We start from the raw sequence: 16,884 nt of genomic DNA, 5'->3' as shown, positions 1-16,884 counted from the left end.
TCAGACGGTCTTGGTGACCGTGACGCCCGCCTTCCCCGCGAGGGCGAAGGCGTGGGTGGTGCCGTTCCAGGTGACGTCGACGGTCGTGGCGGAGCGGCGGGGGTCGGAGACCGCGATCGTCGTGCCGGACGCGCTCTCGCGGACCAGCACCGAGCAGGGGTCGCTGACGGTGAGGCCGCCCAGGCCGCCCGCGGTGAAGAAGTTGACGGCCGTGACGCCGAGCGAGGCCACCCTGATCCCCTGACGGTCGGCGCTGTTGGCCAGGACGGTCGCCCAGGCCGTCGCGGCGGCCCTGGCCTGGGTGGCGGCGAGGGAGGCCCCCGGCATGATCAGGTAGGCGTAGCCGGAGCCCGCGGGGTCGGTGCCGTGGTGGCGGTAGATCGTCAGGTAGCGGCGGGTGATCGGGGTGGTGGAGCCCCCCGCGTTGACGTCGTGCCAGGAGCCGGTGCGGGCCTCCCGCCTGATGACGACGGCGCGGGGGTCGAGGAAGACGTAGCCGGCGAAGCCCGCGAGATGGGCGTAGGAGGCGCCGGTGAACGTCGCCGACCAGGGCGGGGTGGCGGGCTGGACCGTCCCGTCGACGGTCAGGGCGTGCGTCCCGGACGCGCCGAGGTTCCGGTTGTCGTAGACCGACTCGACCGCGGTGCCGTCGGTGCAGGTGATGCCCGCGCCGAGGCAGACCACGGCGTCGTCGAGGAAGAACCAGGACTTCCTGGCCGTCAGGGTGCTCGACAGCCCCTTGACGTCCATCCCGGCGACGCCGTACCGGCCGTCGGTGGCGCCGCCGACCCAGAGCGTCGCCGGTCTGGCCGCGCCCCAGGTGCCGCCCTCGCCGTCGGCGAGGACCTTCTTCGACACGGTCGTGCCGGGCATCCGGTAGGGGTCGGCCGTCGGCCAGAAAGCGTCGGAGTACTGGCCGTTGCCGGTGGTCGCGCCCCACAGGTAGAGCATCCCCGCGCCGGTGTGCCAGCCCCTGACGTTCTCGCCGTTGCCGTTCTCGTAGTGGGTGATCCGGGCGCTGGACATGCTCAGCGACCCGGCCCAGCCGGGCGCGCGGTGCGTCAGCCGGTCCATCCCGGGGAACTGCAGGTGGCCTGTGGGCTCGGGCGTCGCGGGGACGGCCGGATCGTCGACGATCGCCTTGACCCGGGCGAGCGCGGCGACGCTCATCCGCGGGTCGGCGAGCAGCGGGGCCCAGGAGTCGCGGGCCGCCCAGCCCTTGATCATGCCCTTCCAGCGGGCGGCCTCGGCGGCCGAGGCTCCCCCCACCAGCAGCGCGATCCCGGCGATGATCGAGTGGCCGCGGACATGGTCGTCGTCCTGGACGGCCAGGGGGTCACCCGCAGCAAGCCCTCGGCTCACCCCCCGCCCGGAGACCCCGTCCATGACCAGGCCGTTGAACAGGAACGGGGCGTAGGACCGCTCGACCGCGTCGAGGAAGAGCTGACGGCCAGGGGTCGTGATCGCCCAGGTCGATCCGGCCAGCAGCGCGAAGTGCGCGGCGAGCCCGCCGAGCAGTTCGGAGCCGTAGGTGCCGGTGTAGGGCACCCAGGTGTGCTGGACGAACGAGCCGTCGGCGTAGAAGCCGTCGCCGGAGGCGACCAGGGGGAAGACGGGCGTGACGGCGTCGCGGGCCAGGGCCATGCGGGCGGCGTCCCGGCCGAAGATCCCGGTGAAGAGGATCGAGCGGACCAGATCGACCCGGTTGGCACCGGTGCTGGTGCCGGTGTAGCTCGCGACCGCCGCGTCGGGCACGAAGTGCGTGACGGCCGCGACCCAGTCGGCGAGCCGGGCGGCGCCGAGGTGGTCGTGCAGGAGCGCGCAGAGGGTCATCAGCTCGCGGGGGACGCCGATCTGCCAGTTGTACCAGTTGCCGTAGCGGGCCCGGCCGGCGTTGTAGACCTCGTCGTGGAGGTGGTCGAGGCCGGTGATGATCTCCGCGAGGAGGGTCGCGTCGCCGGTCAGGCCGGTGCCGGGCTGGGCCCAGGCCGTCGCGAGGGTCGTCAGACGGGAGAAACTGCTGCCGAGGGCGGCCGAGTATCCGTAGGACTCGGTGTCGGTGTCGGGCTCCGGATCGGCGTAACCGAGGTCGGGCCAGAGCGAGCCGGTCGCGGGCGCCATGGACGAGCGGAGCGCCGCCGCCGACGCGCCGAGGGCCGCGAGCCTCCCCTTGAACGGCTCGGCGGCCGCGTCGAAGCCGGTGCCGAGCACGAGGGAGCGGTAGCGGGCGCGGAGGGCGTCGAACTCGTCGGCGGCCCGGGCGGGCGGGGCGACCATCATCGTCCCGGCCACCGCGGCCGAGGATCCCAGGAACATCCGGCGGGACAGCGTCACGGGTCCACCTTTCGGAAAGCGTTTTCCCCGATCGGGAGTGACCGAACGATATTCCCTGTGCGCTCCATCACACAACAACCAGGAAGAGATCAATAACGATCATTCGATCGCCGGGGCCGGGCATCCGGCCGTCCGCGGGGGGCGGGTTTTATCCGGAGGTGATCAGGGATTGAGTAGTGTCGCGTCCGTGAAGCGGCGGTGGGTGGCGGGCGGGGCTGCGGTGGGCGTGATCGCGGTGGGCGGGGGGCTCCTGTGGGGGCTCGGCGGCGAACCGGACGTCCAGAGCGAACAGGTGCGCGTCGGGGTCGTGGACGGGCCCAAGAACGATCAGCACGTCGAGCTGGACGCGACGTTCTTCAAGCCCGTCGGCACGGCCAAGGGCCCCGCGGTGCTGCTCGCCCACGGGTTCGGCGGCGAGAAGGACGACATGGCCGGGCAGGCGCGGACCCTCGCGCGCCGGGGCTACGCCGTTCTGACCTGGTCGGCACGCGGCTTCGGGAAGTCGGGCGGCGAGATCGCGCTGAACTCCCCCGACTACGAGGTCAAGGACACCTCCCAGCTCATCGACTGGGTGGCGCGGCGGCCCGAGGTCGTCCTCGACAGGGCCGGGGACCCGAAGGTCGGGATGGCCGGGCCGTCCTACGGCGGGGCGATCTCGCTGCTGACCGCCGCCTACGACCCGCGGGTGGACGCGATCGTCCCGTCGATCACCTGGAACGATCTCAGCACGGCGCTGGTGCCCGGCGGGGTGTTCAAGAAGCTCTGGGCCGGGCTGTTCTTCACCGGGGAGTCGAAGGGATCCACAGCCTGTGGACGGTTCCTCCCCGAGCTCTGCACGATGTACCAGCGCGTCGCCGAGACCGGGATCGCCACCCCCGCCGATCTCGAGGTGCTGCGCCGCCGGTCGCCCGTGACCGCTCCGGGGATCAAGGCTCCCACCCTGCTCGTCCAGGGGCAGGCCGATTCGCTGTTCCCGCTCGACCAGGCCGACGCCAACGCCCGCGCGGCCGAGGGCCCCGTGTCGGTGGTCTGGTTCCAGGGCGGGCACGACGGCGGGCCCGCGGAGTCCACGCGGCTGAGCGGGCTGACCGTGAACTGGTTCGACCGGTACCTCAAGGGCCGCGACGTGGAGACCGCGCCCGCCTTCACCGTCACCCGGGCGGCGGGGCTCGACTCCGCGAACGGGCAGCTCTCGATCCAGGCCGCGACCGACGACCGGTACCCGGAGCTGGGCTCGGATCCGGCCGAACTGCCCCTGGAGGGGCGCGAGCAGGCCGTCCAGAACCCGGCGGGGGGCGTCCCTGCCTCGATATCGGCGGTGCCCGGGCTCGGCGCGCTGAGCGGGCTGAGCGGCCTCGCGGGGGGCGGGCCGGCGCTCGACATGCCCGGTCAGGCGGCGACGTTCCAGACCGCGCCGCTCACCACGGCGCTGCGGGTCACGGGGCAGCCGAAGGTGCGGATCAGGACCGACCGCGAGGCGACCCTGTTCGCCAAGCTGTACGACGTCGGGCCCGGCGGGGCGGCGCCCGCCCGGCTGCTGGCCCAGCCCGTCAAGGTGAACGGCGAGGCCGAGATCGCGCTGCCCTCGCTCGACTACGAGTTCGCCCGCGGGCACCGGCTGCGGGTCGTCCTGGTCACGACCGACATGGGCTTCTCCTCGCCGGTGAAGCCCGCGACCTACAGGATCCAGGCGGTGTCCGGGCTGAGCGTGCCGGCCGTCCCCGGGCTGACGACCCCCGCGCCGAAGCCGCCGGCCTGGGTGTGGATCATGCCGCTCGCGGCGCTGGCGATAGCGGCGGGGCTGCTGTTCCGGCGCAGGCCGGCGGCCGTCTTCGACCCCGAGCTCGCGGACGTCCCGCTGCGGATCACCGGGCTGACCAAGGCGTACAAGAACGGCTTCCGCGCCGTCGACGACCTGTCGTTCGGCGTCGACAAGGGGCAGGTCCTCGGCCTGCTCGGCCCGAACGGCGCGGGCAAGACCACGACGCTGCGGATGCTGATGGGCCTGATCCACCCCGACGCGGGCGAGATCAGGATCTTCGGTCACCCCGTGACGCCCGGAGCGCCCGTCCTGGCCAGGCTGGGAAGCTTCGTCGAGGGGCCCGGCTTCCTGCCTCATCTCACCGGGCGCGACAACCTCGACCTGTACTGGAAGGCCACCGGCCGTCCCGCCGAGGAGGCCAGGCTCGAGGAGGCCCTCGAGGTCGCCGACCTCGGCGCGGCGCTCGACCGGGCCGTCCGGACCTACTCCCAGGGCATGCGGCAGCGCCTGGCGATCGCCCAGGCCATGCTGGGCCTGCCCGACCTGCTCGTGCTCGACGAGCCGACCAACGGCCTCGACCCGCCCCAGATCCGCGAGATGCGCGAGGTCCTGGTGCGGTACGCCGCGGGCGGCCGGACCGTGATCGTCTCCAGCCATCTGCTGAGCGAGGTCGAGCAGACCTGCACGCACGTGGTCGTGATGGCACGCGGCCGCAAGGTCGCCGACGGGACCACCGCCGACATCGTCGGCGGCCGCGGACTGGAAGACGTGTTCCTCGAGATCATCGGGACGGGTGGGGGATGACCGCGCTGAAGACCGTACGGCCGCTGAAGACGCTGCCGCTGCGCGTGGAGGTCGTCCGCCAGGCCAAGCGCCGCCGGACCCTGATCGCCTTCGGCTTCCTGCTCGTGCTGCCCTGGCTGCTGGTGGCGGCCTTCCAGCTCGGCGGCGACGGCGACGGCCCCGACGGCCGGCCCAGCCTGGTCGACGTCGCCACCGACGGCGGCCTCAACTTCGCCCTGTTCACGCTGTTCGTGGCGACGGGATTCCTGCTGGTGGTCGCGGTCGCGCTGTTCTGCGGCGACACCGTGGCCAGCGAGGCCGGCTGGTCGTCGCTGCGGTACCTGCTGGCCGCGCCCGTCCCCCGCGACCGGCTGCTGCGCCAGAAGCTCATCGTCGCGCTCGGCTACGCCGCCGCCTCGGTGATCGTGCTCCCGCTGATGGCCCTGCTGGCCGGGACGGTCGTCTTCGGCTGGAAGGACGTCTCCCTGCCGACCGGCGGCACCTATCCCGCCTCCGAGGCCCTCGGCCGGATGCTGGTCATCATCGTCTACTCGCTGCTCGTCCAGTTCGTGGTGGCGGCCCTGGCGTTCCTGCTGTCGGTCGTCACCGACTCGCCGCTGGGCGCCGTCGGCGGGGCGGTCGGCCTCGTCATCGTCTCCAACATCCTCGACGCCGTGACGGCCCTGGGCGACTGGCGGGAGCTCCTTCCCGTCCACTTCATGTACTCCTGGCTGGACGCGCTCCAGCCAAGGATCCAATGGACGGGAATGGCGAAGGGAACGGCTCTGTCCCTCTCCTACGGCGTCGTCCTGCTGGCTCTGGCCTTCCGCGTGTTCCGCCGGAAAGACATCACGTCCTGACGGTGTGACCTGGGGGTGTTCGCGGGTATAACACCACATGCGACTCGCCCCGAATCGCTCCATCCTCGAATTCGATGCGCAATGACCCCGAGACACCCTACGATCGCTCCGTGTGACCCGAGTCACCGGATAATCGGATGAACGAGTCCGTCCCGTCGCATATGCTCACCGAAACCTTCGGGTGGATTCCGCCCAGGGTGAACACCCCGGCTGGTTGAAGACCACCGGATGAGGGGAGATGATCGAAATGGCACGGCAGCAGCAGATCGTCAAGCTTCCTAGAGTCCCCCGTCAGCCTCCGACTCCGCTGGACCTCCGCACCCCTTCGGGACGGGTCCTCCCTTACTGAGCCGCGAGCGACGACGCCACGCGATCAGCCCAGCTTCGCCCCGCACCACGGGCAGAAGCTGATCTCGACCACGGCCCGGCCTCCGTCATGGATGACCAGCCCCCAGACGCCGAACTCCACCGAGTGCACGATCACCCGATCAGGACACTCGAACGGATCATCGTGCTGCGCACACCGCCGCGTCACCTGGTAGCGCATGTCAGCGCAACACATCCCCACTCCCACGACGTTAGCCGCCCCGGCCCCTGACAGCAGGGACCGGGGCGGCTTCGCTTCGGTTCAGATCCTCTCCGGACCTCACCCCTCCGCGGAGGCGACGCCGATGGGGCAGCTCAGGCCGGTGCCGCCGATGCCGCAGTACCCGTTGGTACTTCCCGTCCGGCTGTCGCAACGGTCCGGGCCTACCGCGCAGTCGCACGCCCCGCCGCAAGCGGCGGGCGTGCGCTGCGCCGGCCCGGCCGAGCTAGGCCGGACGACGCACCCGCTCGCAGAGTCCCCGTAGCTCACCGTTCGTCCGCTCCAGCAGGACCAGCCGCAGCTCAGGCACCGCCACACCGTGATCCAGCCGCAGCGTCAGCAGCAGATCCACGTCACCGGCGTGCAGCAGATACCGCCGACCGACGACGGAATACCGCAGCAAACCCGCCCTGGCCCAGGCACGCAGCGTGCCAGCGCCGATCTCCACGGCCTCAGCCGCCGCCCGAGGCGAATAGATGTAGCCCTGTCCGATCCACTCATGATCATCCTGTGGAGCCTCAGCCTGCACGGTTCACCTCTGCTGTCGGTGGACAAACGGGGCTGCCGCCCCTGCTTCCGTTCCTCAGGCCGTGAACGACCTTCCGGTACGGGTCAGGGTTGCCCTCGAATCTGCCCGTGGTCCTCGATGCGCGCCAACTGCTCACGGGCCTGACCCACGCGGTACCGCGCGCGTATCCGCTCCTGCGGCTCGACCACATCGGACTCCGTCCACGGCTCATACACGTTCACCACCGCCCGCAGATACGCCGCGAGCACCTCCGCGTCATCCGGATGCCAGCGGTGATCAGCACCCCTCACGGCGGCCCTTCCGGCATCGCCAGCACCCGAGTGATGCGCTCGGCCGCCCACTCCAGATTGGCCGCCGGACACAACGGTTCCAACTCCCCGGGAGCATCCCGGGTCGGACCCTGCCAGACCCAGAACCACCACGGCACTCCCGTCGCGTCCGGCTGGCACACGACCTCCTGGCGCAGGCCGGGATTCATCGCCCTGCCCGCCGCCGTCGCGCCCTCCGGTTCGCGGATGTTCCTCGCGATCAGCGAGGTCTCTCCCATGGCGACGACCAAGCCGACCGTCCGCAGCAGCGCGCCCAGCTTGTCAAGCCACCCTCCGACCTCTTCCGTCGGTGCCGTTCCGTCTGCCGTCATCGCCCGCGCTCCGCTCGTCGTCCTCTCTGGTGACAACGAGATTGCTTCTGTTGACGGAACGTCTGTACGCCGTTACCAGGACGTCTAGGATGTTTTTAAGCTCCCGCACCAAAACGTCCCAGACGTCCTAGCGAAGGCGCCCACCATGACGAACCTCCCTCTCCGTGAAGCGATGGCCAGTGCGAGACTGACCGAGGAGGACCTCGCGGATGCTTGCGAGGTGGACGTGAAAACAGTGGCTCGCTGGGTAACCGAAGAGGGCCGTTTGCCGCACCCGCGACATCGGTGGGCCGCCAGTCAGGCGTTGGGAGTTGATGAGGCCGTGTTGTGGCCGGAATCCATTCGCAAGAACATCAAGACAGGGCCCGACCGGGAGATCATCAGCGTCTACCCCTACCGGTCCGTCTGCCCTAAGACCGTCTGGCGATCATTGATCACCGACGCCGAACAAGAGATCACCTTCGCCGGGTACACGAACTACTTCCTCTGGCTGGAGATCCCCAACCTGCGGAACGTCCTGCGCAGGAAGGCCGAGCGAGGATGCCGCATCCGCTTTCTGCTGGGAGACCCTGACAGCGACGTGACCCTTCAGCGGGAGGCCCGGGAGGGCGTCCCGCTGACCGTCAGCACCCGAATCCGGATCACGCTGGACGAGCTGTCCAAACTGGCCGACGCCCCGGGCATCGAAGCCAGGTTCGGAGATGATCACATCGCGATGAGTGTTTTCACCTTCGATGAGCAGATGCTCGTCACACCTCATCTGGCGAACCTCGTGGGCCACGACTCACCGATGCTGCACCTGCGCAGGCACCAGCCGGACGGCCTGTTCGACCGCTTCAAGTTCCACGTCGCCGAACTCTGGGACGAGGGCCGTCCGGTCAGCCTCTGAGATCCGGATCGCCTTACTCTGCCGACGCGACACCGATCGGGCAGCTCAGGCCGGTGCCGCCGATGCCGCAGTAGCCGTTGGGGTTCTTACTGCTTGAAAGATACTGCTGGTGGTAGTCCTCGGCGAAGTAGAAGTCTCCGGCCGGGGCGATCTCGGTGGTGATGGGGCCGAGGCCCGCGTCGTCGAGGACCTTCTGGAACGCCTCGCGGGAGGCGTTCGCGGCCGCCAGCTGGGCGGCGGAGTGGGTGTAGACGGCGCTGCGGTACTGGGTGCCCGTGTCGTTGCCCTGGCGCATGCCCTGGGTCGGGTCGTGGGACTCCCAGAAGAGCTTGAGGAGCTGCTCGTAGGAGACCTGGGCGGGGTCGAAGACCACGCGGACGGCCTCGGTGTGACCGGTGCGGCCCGAGCAGACCTCCTCGTAGGTGGGGTTGGGGGTGTAGCCGCCCTGGTAGCCGACGGCGGTCGACAGGACTCCGGGGTGTTCCCAGAACTTCCGTTCGGCGCCCCAGAAGCAGCCCATGCCGAAGTCGGCGATCTCGGCGCCCTCGGGGTAGGGCGGCGCCAGGGGGCCGCCCAGGACGGTGTGGCGCGGGGCCACGGGCATGGGGTGGTCGCGGCCGGGGAGAGCCTTCTCCGGGGCGACCATCTCGGTCTTCGCGAATCCGAACATGACGCCAGCGTACTTCCGGGCGGGCCTGTTCGGTGCGTCCGTTCTCACCCTGTAAGGACAGGAGTGAGCCTGGTTTGACTGCTTACTGGTTGATAGTTTGATTTTTATGGAACAGCGCAAGGGACTTCTCTACGGGCTCGCGGCCTACGGACTGTGGGGAGCCTTCCCGCTGTACTTCCCGCTGCTGAAGCCCGCCGGGGCCGGCGAGATCCTCAGCCACCGGATCCTCTGGACCCTCATCACGGTGGGGCTGCTGCTCAGCGCCACCAGGGGCTGGGGCTGGCTGCGGACGACCTCCCGCCGCCAGGCCGGGCTCCTCACCTTCGCCGCCGTGACGATCGCCGCCAACTGGGGCACCTACATCTACGCCGTCAACAGCGGCCACACCATCGAGGCCGCGCTCGGCTACTTCATCAACCCGCTGGTCACCGTGCTCATGGGCGTGCTCCTCCTGCGGGAGCGGCTGCGCCGGGCGCAGTGGATCGCCCTCGGCGTCGGCGGGGCCGCGGTGCTCGTGCTGGCCGTCGACTACGGCAGGCCGCCGTGGATCGCGCTGATCCTCGCCTTCTCCTTCGGCACCTACGGGCTGATGAAGAAGTCGGCGGCGATGGGGTCGGCCGAGAGCATGGCGTTCGAGTCGGCCGTGCTGTTCGTGCCCGCGCTCGCGATGGCCCTCTGGACCCAGTTCCAGGGCGGCGCCGCCTTCGGCCACGCCGGGGCGGGCCACCTCGTGCTCATGATCCTGCTCGGGACCGTCACCGCGGTCCCCCTCATGTTCTTCAACGAGGCCGCCAACCGGCTCCCGCTGTCGACGATCGGGCTGCTGCAGTACGTCGCGCCCGTCCTGCAGTTCCTCGTCGGGCTCGTCGTCCAGCACGAGGCCATGCCCGCCAGCCGCTGGACGGGCTTCGGCCTGGTCTGGCTGGCCCTTTCGCTCCTCACCTGGGACGCTCTGAGGACGGCCCACCGCACCCGGATCGCGGCCCGGGCCAGGAGTTCGGAACCGGTTCCCGCCTGATCCCCCCTTGCACCCGCCGCCGCCGTTGGGCAGGCTTTCGGCAAACGCCCCGAAACACACGGAGTCATCCCAGGTGAAGAAGGTCATCGTCGCCGCCACCGTGCCCGCGACGCTCCTGCTCGGCCTCGTCTCGTCGCCCGCGCACGCCGCGGCCGGCCACAACGGCACGGTCGCGCAGCCCGTCCGCACCGTGGCCGCCACCGAGCCGGTCAGGGCCAAGGGGACTCCGGCCCGGCTCAACCTCAAGATCAAGGGCATCTACCAGAAGCGCTGGTGGTGGTGCAGCCCCGCCGTGGGCGCGATCTCCCTGCGCACCATGGGGATCAACGTGAGCCAGAACGTCCTGGCCAAGAAGATGCGCAGCAGCGAGGCGATCGCCGGGACCCTCGACACGCGGGCGGTGGCCGTGCTGAGCACCTACGCCCGCAAGAAGGGCTACAAGTACACCCGGCAGAACGACGTCCACAAGCCGGCCAGGCTGGCCGCGCGGGTCGTCCACGACGTCGGGAGCCTGCGCAAGGCCGTCCCGATCCAGGTCTACATGGCCCGCCTGCCCTGGCACCGCAACCGCGTCGCCAAGGACGCCGGCCACGTGGTCCTGGCCTTCGGCTACGACAAGAAGGCCAAGAAGATCAGGGTCTGGGACCCCTACGACTACTACGGCACCGGCGGGGTCCACGACATCGCCCTGAACACCCTGGCCAAGGCCACCCAGTCCAACGGCCCCGACCGCTTCGCCGGGATCTACTACATCTCCCGGATCTGACGGGCCCGCGAAGGGCCCGTCCAGGACGCCTCAGCCCGTCCGGGAGACCACGTAATCGCACAGGCCCTCGAGGGCGCCGCGCGCGGGCACGTCGGGCAGGGTCAGCAGCTCGGCGCGGGCGTCCTCGGCCCACTGCCGGGTGTCGGCCCGGGCCCGGTCCATGGCCGGGTGCGCCCGCAGCAGGCTCAGCGCCTCGGCGTGCAGGTCGTCGTCGGTGATCGGAGCGGCCAGCAGCTCGCGCAGGCGGGCGTCACCGGGCTCCGACGAGGCCAGGACGTGCAGCATCGGCAGCGTCTTGATGCCCTCGCGCAGGTCGGTGCCGGGCGTCTTGCCGGACTGGAACGACTCCGAGGCGATGTCGAGGATGTCGTCCGAGAGCTGGAACGCCACCCCGATCTTCTCGCAGGCCGAGGTCAGCGTGTCGACCACGTGCGAGGGGGCGCCGGCCATCATCGCGCCGAACTGCCCCGACGTCGCGATCAGCGAGCCGGTCTTGTCGGCCATGACCTGCAGGTAGTGCTTGAGCGGATCGGCGTCGGCCTCGGGGCCGACCGTCTCCTGGATCTGCCCGCGCACCAGGCGGGCGAAGGTCCGCGCCTGGATCCTGACCGCGTCGGAGCCGAGATCGGCCAGCAGGTCGGAGGCCCGGGCGAACAGGTAGTCGCCGGTGAGGATGGCGATCGTGTTGGTCCACCGCGAGTTCGCGGAGACCTGGCCCCGCCGCAGCGGGGCCTCGTCCATGACGTCGTCGTGGTAGAGCGTCGCCAGATGGGTCAGCTCCACCACGACCGCCGACGGGATGACCCCGACGGCCGAGGCGTCGCCGAACTGGGCGGCGAGCAGCACCAGCATGGGCCGGAACCGCTTGCCGCCCGCGACCACGAGATGCTCGGACGCCTCGGTGAGCAGCGAATCCTCGCTGTGCACCGTTTCCAGCAGCAGGGCCTCGACATCGTCGAGCCCCTGCTGCATCTGCGCGGCGAGCGCGTCGTCCACTCGCAGACCGAACGGAACGGCAGCACTCACTTCGGCTGTCCCCCTCAACTAACGCACGAAAAGCTGACCGGCGGCTTGACCCGCAAGGTCCAGGAGCGGTTGCGGGAGCACACCAAGTATCACAGTAGCCGTTAGGCCCAGTGCCACCGCAGCCGCCGTGCCCGGGGCGACGACGACGGTCGGGCCGTCGGGCTCGGGCTCACTGAAGAACATGACCACGATCACGCGGACGTAGAAGAACGCCGCGATCGCCGAGGAGATCACGCCGACGACCACCAGCGGAGCCGCGCCGCCCTCCAGAGCCGCCTTGAACACCGCGAACTTCCCGGTGAAACCGCTGGTCAGCGGGATACCCGCGAAGGCCAGCAGGAAGAAGGCGAAGATGCCCGCCACCATCGGCGACCGCTTGCCGAGCCCGGCCCAGCGCGACAGGTGACCCGCCTCGCCGCCGGAGTCCCGCACCATCGTGATCACCGCGAACGCGCCGACCGTGGTCGCCCCGTAGGCCGCCAGATAGAACAGGACGGCCGACAGACCGGCCTCCGAGGTCGCGATGATGCCCGTGAGCAGGAAGCCCGCGTGCGCGACCGAGGAGTAGGCCAGCAACCGCTTGATGTCCGTCTGGGTGATCGCGACGACCGCCCCGACCAGCATCGTGATAATCGCCACAGCCCACATCATGGGACGCCAGTCCCAGCGCATCTGCTCCAGCGCGACGTAGAACACGCGCATCAGCGCACCGACGGCCGCGACCAGGGTCCCCGACGCCATGAGCGCCGTGACCGGGGTCGGGGCGCCCTGGTAGACGTCCGGCTTCCACGAGTGGAACGGCACCGCACCGATCTTGAACAGCAGCCCGACGGCCAGCAGCGCGACGCCCACGTACAGCAGCACCTCGTTGGCGTCCTGCGGCTGGACCTTCCCCGCGACGTCCGTCGGCACGACGGTCATCCCGGTCTGGATCACCTTGGCGATGTCGCCGAGCCGCACCGAGCCCGCGTACCCGTACAGCATCGCGACGCCGAACAGGAAGAACGCGGAGGAGAACGACCCCAGCAGGAAGTACTTGAGCGCCGCCTCCTGGGAGAGCAGGCGCCGCCGGCGGGCGAGCCCGCACAGCAGGTACAGCGGCAGCGACATGACCTCGAGCGCCACGAACATCGTGAGCAGGTCGTTCGCGGCCGGGAACATCAGCATGCCGCCGACGGCGAACAGCGAGAGCGGATAGATCTCGGTGTGCGCGCCGCCCGCCGTCAGCGACTCCGCCTCCGCCTCGGTGCCGGGCATCGCCGCGGCCTGGGCCGCGAAGTTGTCCTTGTGCCGGTCGGCGATCAGCAGCAGGCTGAGCAGCGAGAGCACCAGGATGGTGCCCTGCAGGAAGAAGGTCGGCCCGTCCACGGCGATGGCCCCTTCGGCCGCCACGTGGAAGGTCTTCTCGTTGACCGCCATGATGACGGTCCAGACGAACGCCGCGCCCAGGCCCGCGAAGGCCAGCGGCACCTGGATCGGCGACCGCCACTCACGGCTGGCGAACGCCTCGACCAGGACGCCGACGATGGCCGTCCCGAACACGATCAGCATCGGGGCGAGCTGGCCGTACTCCAGATGGGGGGCGGGGATGTCCCCGCTTGCGAGGATCACGGCTTGACTCCTTCAGCAACGGTCGGAGCGACGGTCGGAGCCGGATCGGTCTGCTTGACCACCGACATCGTCCGCTCCACCGAAGGATTGATCAGATCGATGATCGGCTTGGGGAAGAACCCCAGCGCGACGATGATCGCGAGGATCGGGCCGATGGCCACGAGCTCGCGGACGCCCAGGTCGGGGAAGCTGACCTTGGGCGGGCCGCCGGCGATCCGCTGGTAGGTCCAGAGGATGTAGACGGCGGCGAGCACGATGCCGACGGTCGCGATGATCGCCGGAACCTTGTAACGGGAGAAGGTGCCGACCAGCACCAGGAACTCCGACACGAACGACGACAGGCCCGGCAGCGACAGGCCCGAGAGCCCCGCCACCAGGAAGGTGCCCGCCAGCAGCGGAGCCACCTTCTGCACGCCGCCGTAGGCGTCGATCCTGGCCGACCCGCGCCGCGAGATGAGGAACCCGGCTGCCAGGAACAGCGCCCCGGTCGAGAACCCGTGGTTCACCATGTACAGCATCGCGCCGGACTGGGCGGTGGTCGTCATCGCGAAGATCCCGAGGACGATGAACCCGAAGTGCGAGACCGAGGTGTAGGCGATCAGGCGCTTGAGGTCGACCTGGCCGATGGCCAGGACCGCACCGTAGACGATCGAGATGACCGCGAAGGTGATGACGACCGGGGTCGCCCACTTCGAGGCGCCCGGGAACAGCTCGAGGCAGAACCGGATCATCCCGTAGGTGCCGATCTTGTCGAGCACGCCGACGATCAGCACGAGCGCGCCGGCCGGAGCCTGCGACGCGGTGTCCGGCAGCCAGGTGTGGACCGGCACCATCGGAGCCTTGATCGCGAAGGCGATGAAGAAGCCGAGGAACAGCCACTTGGCGGTGTCCGGGTCGATGTTCGCGCCGATGAGGTCGTTCAGCAGGAACGAGTCCTTGCCGGCGTAGACGTACAGCCCGATCACGGCGGCCAGCATGAGCAGCCCGCCGAACAGCGAGTACAGCAGGAACTTCACCGCGGCGTAGGAGCGCTGCGGACCGCCGTAGGTCCCGACCAGGAAGTAGACCGGGATCAGGATCGCCTCGAAGAAGACGTAGAACAGGAAGACGTCGGTGGCCGCGAAGACCCCGATCATCATCGCTTCCATCGAGAGGATCAGCGCGAAGTAGAGCTTGGCCGACCGGGCGGGCGGTGCCTCCTCCGAGGCGCCGCCGTAACGGTCGGCGGGCGTCCAGGAGGCCAGCAGGACCAGGGGGACGAGGATGACCGAGAGCAGGACGAGCGTCAGGGAGACGCCGTCGAGCCCGACCGCCCAGTGGACCCCGAACTGCTTGATCCACCAGTACGTCTGGGTGAACTGGAAGCGTTCGCCGTCGGTGTCGAAGCCCGTCGCCATGACGATCGCGAAGACCGCGACCACCAGGGAGACGGCCAGCGCCACGTACTTCGCCAGCTCTTCCTGGGCCTTCGGCAGCAGCCCGACGACGAGCGCTCCGACAGCGGGAAGAGCGATGAGCAGAGTCAGCATCAGACCCTCACCACCAGCAGTGCGGCCACGAGGATGCCCGCGCCGATGAACATGGAGAGGGCGTAGGACCGGACGAAGCCCGTCTGGACCCGGCGCACCCGCCCCGACGTTCCTCCGATGAGCGCCGCGAGACCGTTGACGGCCCCGTCGACGCCCCTGTTGTCGAACCACACCGCGATGCGGGTGATCCACTGACCGGGCCGCATCAGCAGCGACTCGTTGATCGCGTCACCGTAGAGGTCCTTGCGCGCGAAGGTCGTGAGGAACGACCCGCGCGGGGCCTCGCGCGGCACGGTGGCCGCGCCGTAGCGGAACCACGCGTAGGCGACGCCCGCCGCGACCAGCACCAGGGTGATGATCCCGTTGGCCGACACGAGCGAGTGCGTCTCCTCGGGGGCACCGGTGATCGGCTCCAGGAAGTCCTGGAAGCGGTGACCGAGCATGAGGAACGCGCCGAGGCCGGCGGAGCCGACCGCGAGGATCATCAGCGGGATGGTCATGACCAGCGGCGACTCGTGCGGGTGCGCGTCGTCGTCCCAGCGGGCCTTGCCGAAGAAGGTCATGAAGACCAGCCGCGACATGTAGAAGGCCGTGATGGCGGCGCCGAACATCGCGCAGATCCCGAGCACGATGTTGTGCTCGAAGGCCGCCTCGATGATCGGGTCCTTGGTGAAGAACCCGGAGAACGGCGGCACCCCGATGATCGCGAGGTAGCCGAGGAAGAAGGTCGCGAACGTGATGAGCATGACGGTGCGCAGGGCACCGTACTTGCGCATGTCCACGTCGTCCTTCATGGCGTGCATGACCGAGCCCGCCCCGAGGAACATCCCGGCCTTGAAGAAGCCGTGGGTGATCAGGTGGGCGATGGCGAACACGTACCCGGCCTTGCCGAGCCCGGCCGCCAGGACCATGTAGCCGATCTGCGACATCGTCGAGCCCGCGAGGGCCTTCTTGATGTCGTCCTTCGCGCAGCCGATGACCGCACCGGCGAGCAGCGTGGCGGCGCCGACGATCGCGACGACGAGCTGGGCCGTCTCCGACAGGTTGAAGATCGGGCCGGACCGGACGATCAGGTAGACGCCCGCGGTGACCATGGTCGCCGCGTGGATGAGCGCCGACACCGGGGTCGGGCCCTCCATCGCGTCCAGCAGCCAGGACTGCAGCGGGAGCTGGGCGGACTTGCCGCACGCGCCGAGCAGCAGCATCAGGCCGATGGCCGTCAGGATGCCCTCGGACGCCTCCGGGGCGGCCGCGTAGACGCCCGCGTAGGAGATCGTGCCGAACGTCGCGAACATCAGCATGATCGCGATCGACAGGCCGAAGTCGCCGACGCGGTTGACCACGAACGCCTTCTTGGCGGCCGTCGCCGCGGTCGGCTTGTGCTGCCAGAACCCGATGAGCAGGTAGGACGCCAGACCGACGCCCTCCCAGCCGACGTACAACCCGAGGTAGTTGTCGCTCAGCACCAGCAGGAGCATCGCGGCGACGAAGAGGTTGAGGTAGGCGAAGAAGCGCCGACGGTTCTCGTCGTGCGCCATGTAGCCGATCGAGTAGATGTGGATCAAAGTGCCGACGAACGTGATCAGCAGGACGAAGCTGATCGACAGCTGGTCGATCTGCAACCCGATGTCGACGTTGAAGTTGCCGGTCACGAAGTAGTCGTAAAGATGCAGGTTCCGTGAACGCTCCTCGGTCCCGTACCCGAGCATCTGCCCGAACATCAGGAAACCGATGACGCCGGAGGCGGCCGACAGCAGCGTGGCCAGGTAGTGGCCCCACTTGTCGGTCGCGCGCCCGGCCAGCAGGAGGATCGCGGCGCCCGCGAGGGGCAGCGCGATCAGCAGCCAGGCGACGGACTGTATTCCTTCAGCCTTGTGCATC

General features: G+C 69.6%; 15 protein-coding genes. 5 read left to right on the top strand and 10 right to left on the bottom strand.

Features of this window, described 5'->3' with window-relative positions; translation table 11 throughout:
- Nucleotides 1–2,334: a polysaccharide lyase 8 family protein gene (locus tag ABD785_RS33630; protein WP_344836505.1), complete on the bottom strand. Its 2,334-nt coding sequence runs from the start codon at nt 2,332–2,334 to the stop codon at nt 1–3.
- 187 nt (nt 2,335–2,521) lie between these two features.
- Here ABD785_RS33630 and ABD785_RS33625 point away from each other — a divergent pair, with 187 nt between their 5' ends.
- Both ABD785_RS33625 and ABD785_RS33620 read left to right on the top strand, forming a co-directional pair.
- Complete coding sequence (locus ABD785_RS33625) at nt 2,522–4,900, top strand: alpha/beta fold hydrolase (RefSeq protein WP_344836502.1); 2,379 nt, start codon at nt 2,522–2,524, stop codon at nt 4,898–4,900.
- Complete coding sequence (locus ABD785_RS33620; RefSeq protein ID WP_344836497.1) at nt 4,897–5,739, top strand: ABC transporter permease; 843 nt, start codon at nt 4,897–4,899, stop codon at nt 5,737–5,739. Before ABD785_RS33625 ends, ABD785_RS33620 begins: the two co-directional genes overlap by 4 nt.
- Before the next feature lie 373 nt (nt 5,740–6,112).
- On the opposite strand, the gene ABD785_RS41405 is transcribed toward ABD785_RS33620, so the two are convergent.
- The 4 genes from ABD785_RS41405 to ABD785_RS33605 all read right to left on the bottom strand — a co-directional run bounded on the left by ABD785_RS41405 (nt 6,113) and on the right by ABD785_RS33605 (nt 7,494).
- On the bottom strand, nt 6,113–6,286 hold the full coding sequence (locus ABD785_RS41405) for a DUF6980 family protein (RefSeq protein ID WP_425547851.1): 174 nt from the start codon (nt 6,284–6,286) through the stop codon (nt 6,113–6,115).
- Nucleotides 6,287–6,551: 265 nt separating this feature from the next.
- Nucleotides 6,552–6,854 (bottom strand): hypothetical protein, encoded by a 303-nt coding sequence (locus ABD785_RS33615; protein ID WP_344836494.1) that lies wholly within the window; start codon nt 6,852–6,854, stop codon nt 6,552–6,554.
- Between the two features lie 83 nt (nt 6,855–6,937).
- Nucleotides 6,938–7,144 carry a hypothetical protein gene (locus ABD785_RS33610; RefSeq protein ID WP_344836492.1) on the bottom strand — a complete coding sequence of 69 codons (207 nt, stop codon included), beginning with the start codon at nt 7,142–7,144 and terminating at the stop codon, nt 6,938–6,940.
- A complete protein-coding gene (locus ABD785_RS33605) occupies nt 7,141–7,494 on the bottom strand; it encodes a hypothetical protein (protein ID WP_344836490.1) in 354 nt (117 codons plus the stop codon). Before ABD785_RS33605 ends, ABD785_RS33610 begins: the two co-directional genes overlap by 4 nt.
- A gap of 145 nt (nt 7,495–7,639) precedes the next feature.
- Here ABD785_RS33605 and ABD785_RS33600 point away from each other — a divergent pair, with 145 nt between their 5' ends.
- Nucleotides 7,640–8,383 (top strand): helix-turn-helix domain-containing protein, encoded by a 744-nt coding sequence (locus ABD785_RS33600; RefSeq protein WP_344836488.1) that lies wholly within the window; start codon nt 7,640–7,642, stop codon nt 8,381–8,383.
- 13 nt (nt 8,384–8,396) lie between these two features.
- Here ABD785_RS33600 and msrA read toward each other — a convergent pair whose 3' ends face one another.
- On the bottom strand, nt 8,397–9,053 hold the full coding sequence (gene msrA / locus ABD785_RS33595; RefSeq protein WP_344836485.1) for a peptide-methionine (S)-S-oxide reductase MsrA: 657 nt from the start codon (nt 9,051–9,053) through the stop codon (nt 8,397–8,399).
- Nucleotides 9,054–9,159: 106 nt separating this feature from the next.
- Between msrA and rarD the strand changes: the two genes are divergently transcribed.
- Nucleotides 9,160–10,071 (top strand): EamA family transporter RarD, encoded by a 912-nt coding sequence (gene rarD / locus ABD785_RS33590; protein ID WP_344836482.1) that lies wholly within the window; start codon nt 9,160–9,162, stop codon nt 10,069–10,071.
- A 73-nt stretch (nt 10,072–10,144) separates the two neighbouring features.
- Nucleotides 10,145–10,837: a C39 family peptidase gene (locus tag ABD785_RS33585; protein ID WP_344836480.1), complete on the top strand. Its 693-nt coding sequence runs from the start codon at nt 10,145–10,147 to the stop codon at nt 10,835–10,837.
- Between the two features lie 30 nt (nt 10,838–10,867).
- On the opposite strand, the gene ABD785_RS33580 is transcribed toward ABD785_RS33585, so the two are convergent.
- Genes ABD785_RS33580 through nuoL form a run of 4 tightly spaced genes read right to left on the bottom strand, consistent with a single transcriptional unit; the run spans nt 10,868 to nt 16,883 of the window.
- A complete protein-coding gene (locus tag ABD785_RS33580; RefSeq protein ID WP_425547850.1) occupies nt 10,868–11,863 on the bottom strand; it encodes a polyprenyl synthetase family protein in 996 nt (331 codons plus the stop codon).
- 18 nt (nt 11,864–11,881) lie between these two features.
- Nucleotides 11,882–13,414 (bottom strand): NADH-quinone oxidoreductase subunit NuoN, encoded by a 1,533-nt coding sequence (gene nuoN, locus ABD785_RS33575; protein WP_425547855.1) that lies wholly within the window; start codon nt 13,412–13,414, stop codon nt 11,882–11,884.
- Nucleotides 13,415–13,470: 56 nt separating this feature from the next.
- Entirely contained in the window at nt 13,471–15,003 is a 1,533-nt protein-coding gene (locus tag ABD785_RS33570; RefSeq protein WP_344836476.1) for an NADH-quinone oxidoreductase subunit M, read from the bottom strand.
- Nucleotides 15,003–16,883 (bottom strand): NADH-quinone oxidoreductase subunit L, encoded by a 1,881-nt coding sequence (gene nuoL, locus ABD785_RS33565; protein ID WP_344836473.1) that lies wholly within the window; start codon nt 16,881–16,883, stop codon nt 15,003–15,005. Before nuoL ends, ABD785_RS33570 begins: the two co-directional genes overlap by 1 nt.
- Between the last annotated feature and the right edge of the window lies 1 nt (nt 16,884).

The organism is Actinocorallia longicatena, from assembly GCF_039534125.1.
GTDB lineage: Bacteria > Actinomycetota > Actinomycetes > Streptosporangiales > Streptosporangiaceae > Actinocorallia > Actinocorallia longicatena.
This window is presented reverse-complemented; position numbering and strand designations above follow the sequence as displayed.

Bases quoted from the DNA above. Each gene is read 5' to 3' on its own strand.
- ABD785_RS33620 (WP_344836497.1), top strand. From the start codon at position 4,897: ATGACCGCGCTGAAGACCGTACGGCCGCTGAAGACGCTGCCGCTGCGC.
- ABD785_RS41405 (WP_425547851.1), bottom strand. From the start codon at position 6,286: ATGCGCTACCAGGTGACGCGGCGGTGTGCGCAGCACGATGATCCGTTC.
- ABD785_RS33605 (WP_344836490.1), bottom strand. From the start codon at position 7,494: ATGACGGCAGACGGAACGGCACCGACGGAAGAGGTCGGAGGGTGGCTT.
- ABD785_RS33600 (WP_344836488.1), top strand. From the start codon at position 7,640: ATGACGAACCTCCCTCTCCGTGAAGCGATGGCCAGTGCGAGACTGACC.
- msrA (WP_344836485.1), bottom strand. From the start codon at position 9,053: ATGTTCGGATTCGCGAAGACCGAGATGGTCGCCCCGGAGAAGGCTCTC.
- rarD (WP_344836482.1), top strand. From the start codon at position 9,160: ATGGAACAGCGCAAGGGACTTCTCTACGGGCTCGCGGCCTACGGACTG.
- nuoN (WP_425547855.1), bottom strand. From the start codon at position 13,414: ATGCTGATCGTGTTCGGGACGGCCATCGTCGGCGTCCTGGTCGAGGCG.
- ABD785_RS33570 (WP_344836476.1), bottom strand. From the start codon at position 15,003: ATGCTGACTCTGCTCATCGCTCTTCCCGCTGTCGGAGCGCTCGTCGTC.
- nuoL (WP_344836473.1), bottom strand. From the start codon at position 16,883: ATGCACAAGGCTGAAGGAATACAGTCCGTCGCCTGGCTGCTGATCGCG.